The following is a 14163-nucleotide window of genomic DNA, read 5'->3' as shown; positions in this document are numbered from 1 at the left end:
CAGGGCGTAACCCACTACTTCTGCTACCGCGGATATTAAAGAGGTGGGTTACGCCTTCGGCTAACCCACCCTACGAGAGCGTCACTTGTACTCCCGCTCCGTCCACCACGGGAAATAATCCGGCATGTCCGTCGAGACCCTGTTCTTGAACTGCGCCGGCCGCTTCTCCAGGAACGACACCACGCCTTCCTTGACGTCGTCGGAGCGGCCGCGGGCGTAGATGCCGCGGCTGTCGACCTTGTGGGCCTCCATGGGATCGTCGGCGCCCATCATGCGCCACATCATCTGGCGGATCAGCGCGACCGACACCGGCGCGGTCTTGGCGCAAAACTCCTTTGCCAGCGCACGTGCGGTCGGCAGCAGATCGTCCGGCGCGACCACCTTGCTGACGAGGCGGCCGGCAAGGGCTTCCTGGGCCGGGAAGACGCGGCCCGAATAGCACCATTCCAGCGCCTGCGAGATGCCGACGATGCGTGGCAGGAACCAGCTCGAGGCGGCCTCCGGGACGATGCCGCGCTGGGAGAACACGAAGCCGAACCGCGCCGCCTCCGAGGCGATGCGGATGTCCATCGCCAGCTGCATGGTGACGCCGATGCCGACCGCCGGGCCGTTCACCGCGGCGATCACGGGCTTGAGGCACTTGAAGATGCGCAAGGTCACCTGGCCGCCGCCGTCGCGCACCTGCGGGTCGCTATAGTCGACCTTGCCGTCGGCGAAGCGCTTGACCGGCCCGCGCCGCGCGTCGCGGTCGAACGTGTCGGCGCCGGACGACAGATCGGCGCCCGCGCAAAAGCCACGGCCGGCGCCGGTGACGATGATGGCGCGGACATTGTCATCCTTGTCGGCGGCGTCGAACGCGTCGATCAGCTCTCGTTGCATCTGCGCGTTGAAGGCGTTGAGCTTGTCGGGCCGGTTCAGCGTGATGGTGAGGATCTGCTCGGCGACCTCGTATTTGATCGTCTCATACGCCATGGTGGTTTCCTTCCTTTGTTTCTTATTCTCTCTTTAGCACGTCATTCCGGGGCGCGCCTCTTGGCGCGAGCCCGGAATCCATACTCATTATCGTGGTTATGGATTCTCAGGTGCGCAATTGCGCACCATAGCTCGTCGCTTCGCGACGCCCCGGAATGACGGAAGATCTCTACTTCGCCGGCGGCTTCGGCCAGGGCCGCTGCGGGCCGCGGAGACCTTCAAACGCCTTGGCCATGCCGAGCACACCGATGTCGTCGAAGCGGCGGCCGACGATCTGCACGCCGATGGGAAAGCCCTTGGCGTCGAAGCCGCCGTTGAGGGAGATCGCCGGGTTCTCCGACATATTCCACGGTACGGTATAGGCGATGTGCTCGAACGGCTTCATGGGATCGTTGGTCGGCGAAGCCCATTCCGCCGGAAAGTTCACGTTCGGCGCGGTCGGCGAGATCACATAGTCGAGCTCGCAAAAGAGCTTCGAGGCCGCGGCCCGGATCGCCATGGTCTGGTTGAAGCCGCGGATGACATCGACGCCCGAGAGCTTCGCGCCGGACTCGCCCCATCTGAAGATATAGGGCAGCACTTTGGCCTGCTCGGTCGCCGTTAGCCTGGACAGATCGTCCCACATCCGCGCGCGCCAGAAATTGTCGAGGCCGTCGAGCATCTCGCGCGTCAGGATGCCGTCGACCTCGGTGACGACGCTGCCTGCGGATTCGAACGCCTTCGCAGCCTTCACCGCGACCTCGCGCACGGGCTTCTCCAGCGCCAGGCCGCACCCGGGATCTAGCATCAAGCCGATGCGCAGTTTGCGGGGCGACTTCTCCAGTCCCTTCCAGTTCAGCGGCTCGGCCGGCAGGCTCATGCCGTCGCGCCGGTCGGGCTTGGCGATCGCGCTCATCATCAGCGCGCAATCATCAACCGTGCGGGTCATGGGGCCCGCGACGCGGCCGACATAAGTGGGATCGATCGGCACGCGGCCGAAGCTGGGCTTCAGGCCGACGAGGCCGCACCAGCCGGCGGGCAGACGGACCGAGCCGCCGATATCGGTGCCGAGATGCAAGGGGCCATAGCCGGCCGCAGCAGCGGCGCCTGCGCCGGCGCTGGAGCCGCCGGGATTCTTGCTGAGGTCCCACGGATTGCGCGCGAGCGCATGGAACGAGGAGAGCCCGGAGGACAGCATGCCGTAATCGGGCATGGTGGTCTTGGCGAAGATGATGCTGCCTGCCTCGCGCAGCCGCGCGGCGGGCGGCGCATCCTTCTCCGCCGGCACGAGCTTGACGCTGGCCGCGCCCAGCGGCACCGGCACGCCCTTGGTCGCGATGTTGTCCTTCACCGTGACGGGCACGCCGTCGAGCGCGCCGGACGGCTCGCCGCCGCTCCAGCGCGCGGTCGAGGCCTTTGCGGCCTCGCGCGCGCCGTCAGGGTCGAACGCATAGAGCGCCTTCAGATGCGGTTCCCACGCCGCGACATGCGCGAGCACGTCCTCCAGCACCTCGCTCGGCGAGAACTGCTTGGCGCGATAGCCCGCGATCAGGTCGACCGCGGACAGATCGTGCAGCGAGGTGACCGCTTCCTCGACGCTCTTTTTATGCATTGCCACCCACCGGCATGCGCGTCTCGACGATGCGGGCGAACATGCTGGCGCCGATCGGCAGGATCTTGTCGTCGAGCACGAAGCCGGGATTGTGCACGGGCACCGAGCCGTCATGGCCGACCCAGAAGTAAGCGCCGGGGATGGTCTCCAGCATGTCGGCGAAATCCTCGCTGCCCATCTTCGGTTGGGTGCGGGTGATCACGTTGGCGGGGTCGACGATCGTGCGCGCGACCTCCTCGACCACTTTGGACTGCTCGACCTGGTTGACCAGCACGTTGAAGGTGTCGCGGATGTCGACGTCGATCGCGCAGTTATAGGCGCTCGCGATGCCGGCGCAGATAGTGCGGATGCGCTCGCTGACCAGGGTGCGGACTTCCTTTGAGAAGGTGCGGATGGTGCCGCACAGGTGCGCATCACCAGGAATGACATTGTAGGCGGAGCCGGCATGGATCTGGGTGATCGACACCACCGCAGCCTGCAGCGGGTCGACGTTGCGGCTGACGATGGTCTGGATCGCCTGCGCCAGCGTGGTCGCGATGACCACCGCGTCCTTGGAGCGCTCGGGCATCGCGCCATGCGCGCCGTAGCCGGTGATGCGCAGGTCGAAGAAGTCGGCGCTGGCCATCGCCGGCCCGGGCAGGATCGCGATCTCGCCGTGGTTGAGGTCGGGCGCGTTGTGCAGGCCATAGAGCTCGTCGCACGGAAACTTCTCGAACAGGCCGTCCTTGATCATGGCGCGGGCGCCGCCGAGGCCTTCCTCGGCCGGCTGGAAGATCAGGTGCACGGTGCCGTCGAAATTCCGGGTCTCGGCGAGATAGCGCGCGGTGCCGAGCAGCATGGTGGTGTGGCCGTCATGGCCGCACCCGTGGAAGCGGCCCGGGATCTTCGAGCTCCATTTCAGGTTGGTGTTCTCTTCCATCGGCAGCGCGTCCATGTCGGCGCGCAGGCCAATGCGCTTGCTGCCGGAGCCCTTGCCCTTGATGACGCCGATCACGCCGGTGCCGCCGAGACCGCGATGCACCTCGATGCCCCAGCTCTTCAGCTTGTCGGCAACGATGCCGGAGGTGCGCACTTCCTCGAAGCCGATCTCGGGATGGGCGTGAAGGTCGCGCCTGATGGCGGTGAGTTCGTCGGCGTAGCCGTCGATGCGATCGATCGTGGGCATGTGTCCTGTCCGGTTAGCGTGAAGGTGGATTGAAAACGGGGCCGTTCGGCTTGATGCGGATGCCGGGTCGCAGGCGCGTCCAGGGCAGCGAAGCAGTGTCGGCCGGCATCGCGCCGGGCGCGGCACAGATCATCAGCTTCTCGGCGATCGGCTCGAAGTCGGCGCGGAAATGCACCGAACTCTTGTTGACCAAAATTTTCTGTTCGGTCGGCTCGATGCCGACATAGCGGTACATCGCCTGGTCGGCGAGCTGCGCCTTGTGCGAGGAGACGACGACGCGGACATCGCCGATGCGCAAGGCTGCGGACGGGCCCATCTCCATCTCGCGGCCGCCGTAATACGGTCCGGGCGCGATGAAGCGGCCGTCGGAAAGCTGCTCGACCACGAAAGTCTCGCGATAGGGCGCGTCGCCGGGAATGCCGGACTTGCCGCCGAGCGCCAGCGTCACGGTGGCGCCGACGCCGGCCGCATGCGCGGCCTTGGCCGATTCCGGATCGTAGATCGCGCCGGTTGCCGCACTCGCTCTGTTGCGCACCAGCGCGCGCAGCATGCCCGTCGTGTCGGAATCGCCGCCGGCGCCGGGATTGTCCTGGGTGTCGGCGATGATGATCGGCTTGCTGGCACTCTTGGCAAGTTCCATGGCGTGGCGCACGCCGTCGTCGGGCAACCAGATCGTGCCGTCGAAATCGTCCTCATGGCTTTCGATCAGGTTCAGAAGCGCGTCCGCCGTGCGATCGGCGTCTGCTTGCGTCTTGCCATAGGCGAACACGCTCGGGCCGCAATCGCGGAAATCGGCGGCGGGGAAGCCGGGCGCGAAGGAAAGCGTCGGCACGGCATCGCTCTCGAGCGCGGCGAGCCTCTCATAGATGCCCTTGGTGGGCTGGTCGTTGGTGCATTGCCAGCTGATCGGGATCAGGAACGGCAATTGCCGGAACGCTTTTGCGAAGCGCTGCTTCGTCTGCAGCAGCAGCGCGAGGTGCCGCGCGCAGGCGCGGCCGGTCTCGGCCATGTCGACATGGGGATAGGTGCGGTAGGCGATCAGCGCGTCGGCATGCTCCATCATCTCGGGCGTGACGTTGGCGTGCAGGTCGAGGCTGGTGACCAGCGGAACATCCTTGCCGATGACGCGGCGCACACGCGCGAGAATCTCGCCTTCGCCGTCGTCGAGATGCTCGGTCACCATGGCGCCGTGCAGGTCGAGATAGACGGCGTCAATCGGCCCGGCGGCGGCGATGCCGTCGACCATGACCTTCACGATGCGCTCGAAGGCGTCCTTGGTGACGTGCGCGGAGGGGCTCGCGCCGCAGGCGATGGTCGGAACGAGTTCCCAACCGTTCGCTTCAGCGCTGTCGACGAAACCGGCGAGCCCGACATTGATGCGCCGCATAACCTTCAAGACGTCCTGGCCTTGCGTCATCGCCGGCCAGCCGCCGCCATGCTGGAAGTCGGCGAAGGTCGCCTTGGTCGGAGCGAAGGTGTTGGTCTCGTGCAGGAAGCCGCCGACGGCGATGCGTGTCATTCAGTTCAGGTCCAGCGTTTTGAAAGTGCGCGACGTTAGCCTTGGCCCTGCGGAGAGAGCAAGGTGAGAGGCCATCGCGCCGTGCATGGCCTCAAGCTGTTTTGGGAATGCTGCTCCGCCGTCATTCCGGGGCGCGCGTAGCGCGAACCCGGAATGACAGCGGGATTACGCGCTCGCCCCCACGGCCTCCGCCACCGGCCGGAAGTTCGCAAAGTCCCAGTTGCGTCCGGGCGCCGCATCCAGCAGGGCCTTGGTGTAGGCCTCCTTCGGATGCGTGAGCACTTCGGCGGCCGGTCCTTGTTCGACGACGCGGCCGTGCTGCATGACCACGACCTCGTCGCAGATCTGGGCTGCGACGCGTAAGTCATGAGTGATGAACAGGATGGCGATGCCGAGCCGCTTCTGGATCTCGTCGAGCAGTTCCAGCACCTGCGCCTGCACGGAGACGTCGAGCGCGGAGACCGCTTCGTCCGCGACCAGCACGTCGGGATCGAGCGCGAGCGCCCGGGCGATGGCGATGCGCTGACGCTGGCCGCCGGAGAATTGGTGCGGATAGCGCGACACGGCGTCGGGCGGCAGGCCGACCAGCTCGAGCAGCTCGCGCGCGCGCTTCATCGCGTCGGCATGCGAAGTGCCGTAATTGATCGGGCCTTCCGCAATGCTTTCGCCGACGGTGACGCGCGGGTTGAGCGAGCGGTAGGGATCCTGGAACACGATCTGGATCTTCTGCCGGTGCGGCTGCAGCAGGCGGCGCGAAATGTCGGCGATCTCGCGGCCGGCGAGGCGCACACCGCCGGAGGTCGGGTCGATCAGGCGCACGATGCAGCGCGCCACCGTCGACTTGCCCGAGCCGCTTTCGCCGACGATGCCGAGCGTGCGGCCCTTGCGCAGCGTCAACGTGACCTTGTCGGCCGCGACGACCTCGCGGCCTTTGCCGAAGAAGGCGCGCTCCTTGTAAACCTTGCTGAGTTCGTTGGCCTCGAGCACCACGGGCTCGCGGGTTTCCTCGCGCGGCGCCCGCGGCACCAGGCTCGGCACCGAGGAGAGCAGGTTGCGGGTGTATTCCATGGTCGGATTGCGCAGCACGGTCTCTAGCGCGCCGGTCTCGACAAGGCGGCCCTGCCGCATCACCGCGACACGGTCGGCAATCTCCGCGACCACGCCCATGTCGTGGGTGATGAACAGCACGGCGGTGCCGTGATCGCGCTGGAGGTCGCGGATCAGGGTCAGGATCTGCTTCTGCGTGGTGACGTCGAGCGCGGTGGTCGGCTCGTCGGCAATGAGCAGCTTCGGCTCCAGCACCAGCGCCATCGCGATCATGATGCGCTGGCGCTGGCCGCCGGAGAGGCGGTGGGGATAGGAGGCGAAGATGCGCTCGACCTGGGGCAGGCGGACCTGCTCCATCATGTCGAGGATGCGCTTCTTGCGCGCCCTGGCATCGAGCTTGGTGTGCGCGCGCAGCACCTCGTCGATCTGGCGGCCGACCGGCACCACCGGATTGAGCGCGGTCATCGGCTCCTGGAAGATCATCGCCATCTTGGTCGCGCGCAGCTGGCGCAGGCGGCGGTCGGTGGCGGTGAGCAGCTCCTCGCCGACCAGCTTCACGCTGCCGGCGGTCGGCACCAGCGTGCCCTTCGGCAACAGGCCCATCGTGGTGAGCGAGGTCACCGACTTGCCCGAGCCGCTTTCGCCGACGAGGCACAGCGTCTCGCGCTCGCGCACCTGGATCGAGATGCCGTCGATGATCTTTGGCCCATTCGGCTTGTTGCCGACGGAAACGACGAGGTTGTTGATGTCGAGGATGGTGTTGGTCACGTCAATTCTCTCCGCCGTCATTCCGGGGCGCGCGTAGCGCGAACCCGGAATCCATTGAGCCGCGATGCAAGTGGTGAGATGGATTCCGGGCTCGCGACTTCGTCGCGCCCCGGAATGACGAAACGAAGGATCCTCACTTCCCCTCCCGCTGCTTCATGCGCGGATCGAGGGCGTCGCGGGCGGCGTCGCCGATCAGGTTGATGCTGAGGATGGCGATGGAGAGCAACAGGCCCGGCCAGAAGATCAGCGACGGCTTGATCTGGAAGTACTGGCGGCCCTCGGCCATGATGTTGCCCCAGGTCGGCGTCTCCGGCGAGATGCCGGCGCCGAGGAAGGAGAGGATGGCCTCGGTCAGGATGGCGCTGGCGCAGATATAGGTGCCCTGGACGATCAGCGGCGCGATCGTGTTGGGCATCAGGTGGCGCCACATGATCTTCGGCAGGCTCGAGCCGACCGAGATCGCGGCCTCGACGTAAGGCTCCTCGCGCGCCGACAGCACGACGGAGCGGACCAAGCGGGCCACGCGCGGAATCTCGGGGATCGTGATCGCGATCAGCACGGTCCAGAGGCTGGCGCCGGAGAGCGACACCACGGCGATTGCGAGCAGGATGCTCGGCATCGCCATCAGGCCGTCCATGACGCGCATCATCACGGAATCGACCAGCTTGAAGAAGCCGGAGACGAGGCCGATCGCAAGGCCGATGGCGATCGACAGGATCGCCGCGCCGATGCCGATCAAGAGCGAGACGCGGCCGCCATAGATCACGCGCGACAACAGGTCGCGGCCGTAGGCGTCGGTGCCGAGCAGGAATTGCGCGGAGGACGGCTTGAGCCGCTGCGACGGGGCGAGCTGGATCGGATCGTGCGGCGCGATCAGCGGCGCCAGGATCGAGATCAGCACGATCAAGGCGAGCAGGACCGTCGCCGCGGCGATGATCGGCGTCGAGGTGAGGAATCCGAAGCGCGGCCGCAGCGGCGACGTGATCGGAATGGACGACTGGGGAAGGGTATCGACCGACATTCTGTTCTTGTCCTTGCCTCAGTACCGGATCCGGGGATCGAGCAGGGTGTAGGCGACGTCGATGAGAAGATTGACGACGACGTAGATCAGCGACGTCAGCAGGATCATCGCCTGGATCACCGGATAATCGCGCGCCAGCACCGCATCCACGGTCAGGCGGCCGATGCCGGGGATGTTGAACACGCTCTCGGTGACGACGACGCCGGAGATCAAGAGCGCAAAGCCGGTGCCGATCACGGTGATCACGGGCACGGCGGCGTTGCGCAGCGCATGGCGCATCATCACCGCGACCTCGTTGATGCCCTTCGCGCGCGCCGTTCGCACGTAGTCCTCGCCGAGCACGTCGAGCATCGCCGCACGCGTCATGCGCGCGATCAGTGCGATGTAGATGAAGGACAGCGCGCAGGTCGGCAGGATCATGCGCTCGAAGAACGGACCGAAGCCGTTGAAGATGCTACGGAAGCCCTGCACCGGCACCAAGCGCAGCTCGATCGCGAAGACCTGGATGAGGACATAGCCGACCACGAACACCGGCACCGAGAAGCCGAGCACGGACAGACCCATCACGAAACGGTCGATCCAGGTGCCGTGCTTCCACGCCGCGATCACCCCCAAGGGAACTGCGACGATGACGGCGAGGATGATGGTGCACAGCGCGATCGAGATCGACGGCTCGACCCGCTGGCCGATCATCTTCATGACAGGCAGGTTGGAGATCAGCGAGGTTCCGAGATCGCCATGCAGCAGCTTGTTCACCCAGGTGATGAACTGCACGATCAGCGGCTCATTGAGACCGAGCGATTCGCGGATGCGCTCGAGCCGTTCCGGCGTCGCATTGTCGCCGGCGAGGATCGCGGCGGGATCGCCGGGGGTGAGGCGGAGCAGGAGGAACACGAACAGCGCGACCACGCCCATCACGGGCACGGCGGCGAGAATTCGGCGAAGGAGATATCCGAGCAAGGTGGATCCGTCAGTTTAGAGTCAAATCGGCGGCAGCGGCGAGAGGTCAGTTCTGCCACCAGCCTAACATTTCAGCAATTCCCGTGCCATGAGGGCCACAGTTTTTGCGGTGCAGCCAGTCCTGATGGGGTGGTCAAAGCGGAGCGTGCCCACCTCCTTTCACTCAGGAAAAACGGTGGGCCCGGCGCTTTGCGCCTTTGCCCACCCTACGGAATAGCTTCGCGATCACTCCAGCGTCGCCAGCAGCCCCGCCATTAGCCGACCACGCTCAACGAGACTTTCGACTTCGATATACTCCTCCAGCGTGTGGCCATTGCCGCCGCGCACGCCGAGGCCGTCGAGCGTCGGGATTCCCATCGCGCCGGTGAAGTTGCCGTCGGAGCCGCCGCCGGAGCTTGCATGCGGCAGTTCCATGCCAAGGGATTTGGCGATGCCGCGCGCCTTCTCATACAGCGCCATGGTGCCGGCATCCGGCTCCCAGACCGGCCGCGTCACGCCGCGCGTGACCTTGAAGGTGACATCGTTGCTGGTGCCCGACAGCGCCAGCATCCGCTCGACACCGCGATCGAGATCGGCCTGGCGCTTGGCCATCGACAGCGCTTCGCCCGTCGCGGTGGTGGCAACGCAATTGACCCACTGTCCGCCGTGCACGACGCCGACCGAGAAGGTGCAATCCTCCGTCGTCATCGCGTCGATGCTGAGAATCTGCCGCGCCATCTCGCGGATCGCCGAGCGTCCCGCCGACAGCGTGGCGCCGGCGTGGCTCGGCCGGCCCGTCGCCTCGAGGTTGAAGCGTGCGATGGCGTAACGTCCGGTGGTGACGCCGTTGTCGGCGCGACCGGGCTCCGGCACCAGCACGTATTTGTTGCGCGCGGCCTCAGCCTCGATGATGTCGCGCGTCGAGGGCGTGCCGACTTCCTCGTCCGGCGTGAACAGCACCGTGATCGGCAGCGGCGTGGTGAAGGATGCGCGCGCCAGCTGCCGGATCGCTTCCAGCGAGAGATAATTGCCGCCCTTCATGTCGTAGATGCCGGGGCCGTAGCATCTGTTGCCCTCGCGCCGCCATTTCAGCTTCTCGATGGTGCCGACCGGGTGGACGGTGTCCATGTGGCCGGCGATCAGGATGCCCGGCTCGCCCTGCTTCGGGTGGGGAAAGCGCGCGCGGATGACGCCGGCAAAACCCTGGCGGCCGGAGATGCGTTCGATCGTCGCACCCATGATCGCCATATCCCGCGCCGCGATATCGAGCATGCGGTCCACGGCGCCTGCGTTCCAGGTCGGACTTTCGCATTCGACCCAGCCGCGCAAGCCCTCGAGCATGGCCTCGGAATCAAAGGGGAGATTGGCAGGATTCATCTCAATGTCTCTCGAGCTGGAAAGATGGAACGCGCATTGCATCGGCGCGGTCAGGACAAGTGGAGGTGTTGTAGAGCCAAATCGATCCCGGTGGAGCCCGTGCATGCGCCGCAAGGGCTTGCAACGAAACCGGATTGACGCGCTCGGCACTGTCTGCAAGTCTCGAAAAGATAAAGGCATTGCATATGGTTAGTTCGCCCAAAGAACGAACCGGATGCTCAACCAATAATCCGCCTTTGAACAGTTTCACGTCAGGAGAACTTTCTATGTTCCACTTCATGCGCCGGGGGCCTCGTGCGTTCGCCTCCACACTTGCGCTGTCGGTCGTCGCGCTTTCGACCGCGCTGGCCTCGCCAGTGCTTGCGGCCGGCAAGACCCTCACCGCAGTGATGCACTCGGATTTGCGCATCATCGACCCGATCTTCACCACGGCCTACATCACGCGTGACCATGGCTACATGGTTTACGACACGCTGGTGGCCACCGATTCCAACTTCAAGGTCCAGCCGCAGATGGCGGACTGGAAGATCTCCGACGACAAGCTCACCTACACCTTCACGCTGCGCGACGGTCTGAAGTGGCATGACGGTGCGCCGGTTACGGCGGAAGATTGCGTCGCTTCGCTGAAGCGCTGGGCCGCGGTCGACGGCATGGGCCAGAAGCTCTTGGACTTCACCGCCAGCATCGAGGCGACCGACGCCAAGACCATCACGCTGAAGCTGAAGGAGCCCTACGGCCTCGTCCTCGATTCCATCGGCAAGCCGTCCTCGCGCGTCGCCTTCATGATGCCGAAGCGCCTTGCGGAGACGCCGCCGGACAAGCAGATCCCCGAGCAGATCGGCTCGGGCCCGTTCAAGTTCGTGCAGGGCGAATTCCAGCCCGGCGTGAAGGCGGTCTACGTCAAGAACACCGATTACGTGCCGCGCAAGGAGCCGGCGAGCTGGACCTCCGGCGGCAAGGTGGTGAAGGTCGATCGCGTCGAGTGGCTCACCATGCCGGACTCGCAGACCGCGGTGAATGCGCTGCAGTCGGGCGATATCGACTTCATGGAGAACCTGCCGTTCGACATGCTGCCGGTGCTGGAAGCGAACAAGGAGCTCACGATCCAGGTTCTGAACAAGTTCGGCTTTCAGACTCTCGGCCGGATGAACTTCCTTCATCCGCCGTTCGACAACGTGAAGGTGCGGCGTGCAGCGTTGCTGGCGATCAATCAGAAGGACGTGCTCGACGCGCTGGTCGGCAATGCCAAATATCAGAAGATCTGCGGCGCCTTCTTCATTTGCGACACGCCGCTCGCGACCGATGCAGGCTCCGAGACCCTGGTGAAGGGGAACGGCATGGCGGAAGCCAAGAAGGCGCTCGCCGAGTCCGGCTATGACGGCACGCCGATCGTGATCATGGCCCCCGGCGACGTCACGACGCTGAAGGCGCAGCCGATCGTCGCGGCCCAGCTGCTGCGCGAAGCCGGCTTCAAGGTCGACCTGCAGGCGACCGACTGGCAGACGGTGGTGAGCCGCCGTGCGAGCCAGAAGCCGCCGAAGGAAGGCGGCTGGAACATGTTCTTCACCAACTGGGTCGCGGCCGACGTGTCCAACCCGATCGCCAATCTCTCGATCGGCGGGCAGGGCAAGAAAGGCTGGTTCGGCTGGGCGGAGGACGCCAAGATCGAGCAGCTCAAGGACGCTTTCGTCCGCGCGTCCTCGATCGACGAGCAGAAGAAGATCGCCGCCGACATTCAGAAGCAAGCCTATGAGCAGGTGATCTACATTCCGCTCGGGCAGTATCTCATCCCGAGCGGCTGGCGCAAATCGCTGGCCGGCGTGCTCGACGGTCCCGCGACGCCGGTGTTCTGGAACGTCGACAAGTCGGAGTAAGCCGGGGACCTCCTTCGTGACCTCGGACAAAAAGGCGGCGCCGCTGATCAGCGGCGCCGCTGTCTTTTCGGCTAAGAAGGCGCGTGCTTTTATCCCTTCCAATCTGCAATTCTTGCTATTTGCTTCAATCCTGAAATAGATGCGTCGTCCGCGCGCACCTTATTTCCGTCTTCAAATCTGATTCCCGTGCCGATCGATTTTGCACTTCAGGCGATGGCCGAACGGTCAGATCGCGCACCGGCGCGTTGGCGGCGGCCGTTCCTGCGCTGGCTCGACGGTGTCGAGGCCGGCTGGGCCGTGCCGCTTCTCATCGCCTGCTTCGTTGTGATCTGGACGCTCTATCTGGCGATCGCCTATGCCGGCGGCGGTCTGCACCCCGATACGCTCGAGGCCTGGACCTTGGGCCGGCATTTCGCCTGGGGCTATCACAAGCACCCGCCCTTGAGCGGCTGGATTGCCGCCGCCTGGACCTCCGTCTTCCCGCTCAGCGACTGGTCGTTGCAGTTGATGGCGATGGCCAATGCCGGGCTTGCATTGGTCTTCGTCGACCGCATCGCGCGGCAATTCGTGACCGGGCACAGGCGCGTCCTGGTGCTGCTGCTCCTGATGCTGACGCCGGTCTATCAATTTCACGCCCAGCGCTTCAATGCCAATTCGGTGCTGCTGGCAATCTGGCCGCTTGCGACCTGGTGCTTCCTGCGCGCATTCGAGACGCGCGCCTGGCCCTGGGCAATCGCGGCGGGATGCACCACCGCGCTGGCGATGGTCGGCAAATATTACTCGATCTTCCTCGTCGCGAGCTTGGCCTTCGCCGCGCTGGCGCACCCGGCGCGGCGCGCTTATTTCAGCTCGGCTTCGCCATGGATATCGGTGGTCGTGGGGCTCGCGGCGCTGTCGCCCCACATCCATTGGCTCGCGACCACGGGCGCCTCGACCTTCACCTACGCGCTGACGCATGCCAACGGCAACCTCGCAACCTCACTCCACGAGGTGAGAAACTTTCTGCTCGGGCTGGCCGCGGCGATGAGCATATCGGCCGTGATCTGGCTGCTCATCGCAGGACCGCGCCTGAGGCGGTTTCCGGCCGACTTCGCGGCCATGAGCCCGGGCCTGCGGCTTCTGTTCTACGTCGCGATCGGCACGATCGTGCTTCCGGTGCTGACGTCGCTTGTGATGGGTACCGATCTGCCGTCGCTCTGGGCGTTGCAGGGCCTGTTCCTGTTCGCCACTCTCGTGGTCTGCGGCACGAGCTATCCGATCGAGCGCTTCCATACGGTCAACGTCACGATGATCGTTGCCGGCGCTGCGCTCGCCGCCGTCCTGGTCGCGGCGCCGATCCATGCCGTCCATCGCAACGATCACGGCTATGAAGAGGGCCGGAATTTTTACGTGCAGGCGGGCAACGAATTGACGCGCCAGTGGCGCGAGGTGACCGGCGAGCCGCTGAGCGCCGTCAGCGGCGACGATGCACTCGCCTTCGCGACGGCGTTCTACAGCCCCGACCATCCCTATTACGCGCGGCCCTTCGCGCATCAATATACCTGGGGCCTGCCGCGCAGGACGACGCTGGACCGCGGCTGGGCCGCACTCTGTTTCCAGGGGCAGGAGCACTGCAATCGCTGGCTGGAATGGGTGTCCGCCCGTGGCGGACGTTTCGTCAGGCGCGAGTTCACCGTGCAGGCCTCGCTATGGGGCCGGCTTGGCGTGTCTCGCGAGGTGATCGTGCTGATGGCGCTGCCGCAAGCAAGCCCGGCACCGAGCGCTGCGGATGATTTCAGCGCCAGCCGGCGAGGAACCCACTAGACGCCATGCTGAAGCGCGATGAAATGAAATCAATTCGCTGCAGCGACCGGGGTGCGCTCCCTCTCCCGCTTGCGGGAGAGGGTTGGG

The 14163-nt window shown here is 65.4% G+C and carries 12 protein-coding genes; 3 read left to right on the top strand and 9 right to left on the bottom strand.

Annotation, left to right across the window (positions count from 1 at the left end):
* Positions 1-81: 81 nt before the first annotated feature.
* The 9 genes from AB7M16_RS06375 to AB7M16_RS06335 form a co-directional block, all read right to left on the bottom strand.
* Entirely contained in the window at positions 82-972 is an 891-nt protein-coding gene (locus AB7M16_RS06375; protein ID WP_172783054.1) for a crotonase/enoyl-CoA hydratase family protein, read from the bottom strand.
* A 169-nt stretch (positions 973-1141) separates the two neighbouring features.
* Positions 1142-2563 carry an amidase gene (locus AB7M16_RS06370; RefSeq protein WP_212258100.1) on the bottom strand — a complete coding sequence of 474 codons (1422 nt, stop codon included), beginning with the start codon at positions 2561-2563 and terminating at the stop codon, positions 1142-1144.
* A complete protein-coding gene (locus AB7M16_RS06365; protein ID WP_260379807.1) occupies positions 2556-3728 on the bottom strand; it encodes a M20 aminoacylase family protein in 1173 nt (390 codons plus the stop codon). Before AB7M16_RS06365 ends, AB7M16_RS06370 begins: the two co-directional genes overlap by 8 nt.
* Positions 3729-3741: 13 nt before the next feature.
* A complete protein-coding gene (locus AB7M16_RS06360; protein ID WP_453943405.1) occupies positions 3742-5247 on the bottom strand; it encodes a M81 family metallopeptidase in 1506 nt (501 codons plus the stop codon).
* 165 nt (positions 5248-5412) lie between these two features.
* Entirely contained in the window at positions 5413-7062 is a 1650-nt protein-coding gene (locus AB7M16_RS06355; protein ID WP_453943404.1) for an ABC transporter ATP-binding protein, read from the bottom strand.
* A gap of 133 nt (positions 7063-7195) precedes the next feature.
* Positions 7196-8083 carry an ABC transporter permease gene (locus tag AB7M16_RS06350; protein WP_212258103.1) on the bottom strand — a complete coding sequence of 296 codons (888 nt, stop codon included), beginning with the start codon at positions 8081-8083 and terminating at the stop codon, positions 7196-7198.
* Between the two features lie 18 nt (positions 8084-8101).
* A complete protein-coding gene (locus AB7M16_RS06345; protein WP_172783060.1) occupies positions 8102-9043 on the bottom strand; it encodes an ABC transporter permease in 942 nt (313 codons plus the stop codon).
* 225 nt (positions 9044-9268) lie between these two features.
* Complete coding sequence (locus AB7M16_RS06340; protein ID WP_453943403.1) at positions 9269-10399, bottom strand: M20/M25/M40 family metallo-hydrolase; 1131 nt, start codon at positions 10397-10399, stop codon at positions 9269-9271.
* A 1-nt stretch (position 10400) separates the two neighbouring features.
* Entirely contained in the window at positions 10401-10679 is a 279-nt protein-coding gene (locus tag AB7M16_RS06335) for a hypothetical protein (protein ID WP_172783062.1), read from the bottom strand.
* Between AB7M16_RS06335 and AB7M16_RS06330 the strand changes: the two genes are divergently transcribed.
* The 3 genes from AB7M16_RS06330 to AB7M16_RS06320 all read left to right on the top strand — a co-directional run bounded on the left by AB7M16_RS06330 (position 10666) and on the right by AB7M16_RS06320 (position 14076).
* Positions 10666-12273, top strand: a complete 1608-nt coding sequence (locus AB7M16_RS06330) for an ABC transporter substrate-binding protein (protein ID WP_212258105.1) — start codon at positions 10666-10668, stop codon at positions 12271-12273. The genes AB7M16_RS06335 and AB7M16_RS06330 overlap by 14 nt on opposite strands.
* Positions 12274-12289: 16 nt before the next feature.
* Complete coding sequence (locus AB7M16_RS06325; RefSeq protein WP_453943402.1) at positions 12290-12412, top strand: hypothetical protein; 123 nt, start codon at positions 12290-12292, stop codon at positions 12410-12412.
* Positions 12413-12486: 74 nt separating this feature from the next.
* On the top strand, positions 12487-14076 hold the full coding sequence (locus AB7M16_RS06320; protein WP_453943401.1) for a glycosyltransferase family 39 protein: 1590 nt from the start codon (positions 12487-12489) through the stop codon (positions 14074-14076).
* The last annotated feature ends 87 nt before the right edge of the window (positions 14077-14163 follow it).

It is taken from the genome of Bradyrhizobium sp. USDA 372 (assembly GCF_053629095.1).
Note: the sequence above shows the minus strand (reverse complement) of the source record. Positions and strands in the feature narration are given on the sequence as shown.

Coding starts and splice junctions, on each gene's coding strand:
- AB7M16_RS06375 (WP_172783054.1), bottom strand. CDS start 972: ATGGCGTATGAGACGATCAAATACGAGGTCGCCGAGCAGATCCTCACC.
- AB7M16_RS06370 (WP_212258100.1), bottom strand. CDS start 2,563: ATGCATAAAAAGAGCGTCGAGGAAGCGGTCACCTCGCTGCACGATCTG.
- AB7M16_RS06365 (WP_260379807.1), bottom strand. CDS start 3,728: ATGCCCACGATCGATCGCATCGACGGCTACGCCGACGAACTCACCGCC.
- AB7M16_RS06360 (WP_453943405.1), bottom strand. CDS start 5,247: ATGACACGCATCGCCGTCGGCGGCTTCCTGCACGAGACCAACACCTTC.
- AB7M16_RS06350 (WP_212258103.1), bottom strand. CDS start 8,083: ATGTCGGTCGATACCCTTCCCCAGTCGTCCATTCCGATCACGTCGCCG.
- AB7M16_RS06340 (WP_453943403.1), bottom strand. CDS start 10,399: ATGAATCCTGCCAATCTCCCCTTTGATTCCGAGGCCATGCTCGAGGGC.
- AB7M16_RS06330 (WP_212258105.1), top strand. CDS start 10,666: ATGTTCCACTTCATGCGCCGGGGGCCTCGTGCGTTCGCCTCCACACTT.
- AB7M16_RS06335 (WP_172783062.1), bottom strand. CDS start 10,679: ATGAAGTGGAACATAGAAAGTTCTCCTGACGTGAAACTGTTCAAAGGC.
- AB7M16_RS06320 (WP_453943401.1), top strand. CDS start 12,487: ATGGCCGAACGGTCAGATCGCGCACCGGCGCGTTGGCGGCGGCCGTTC.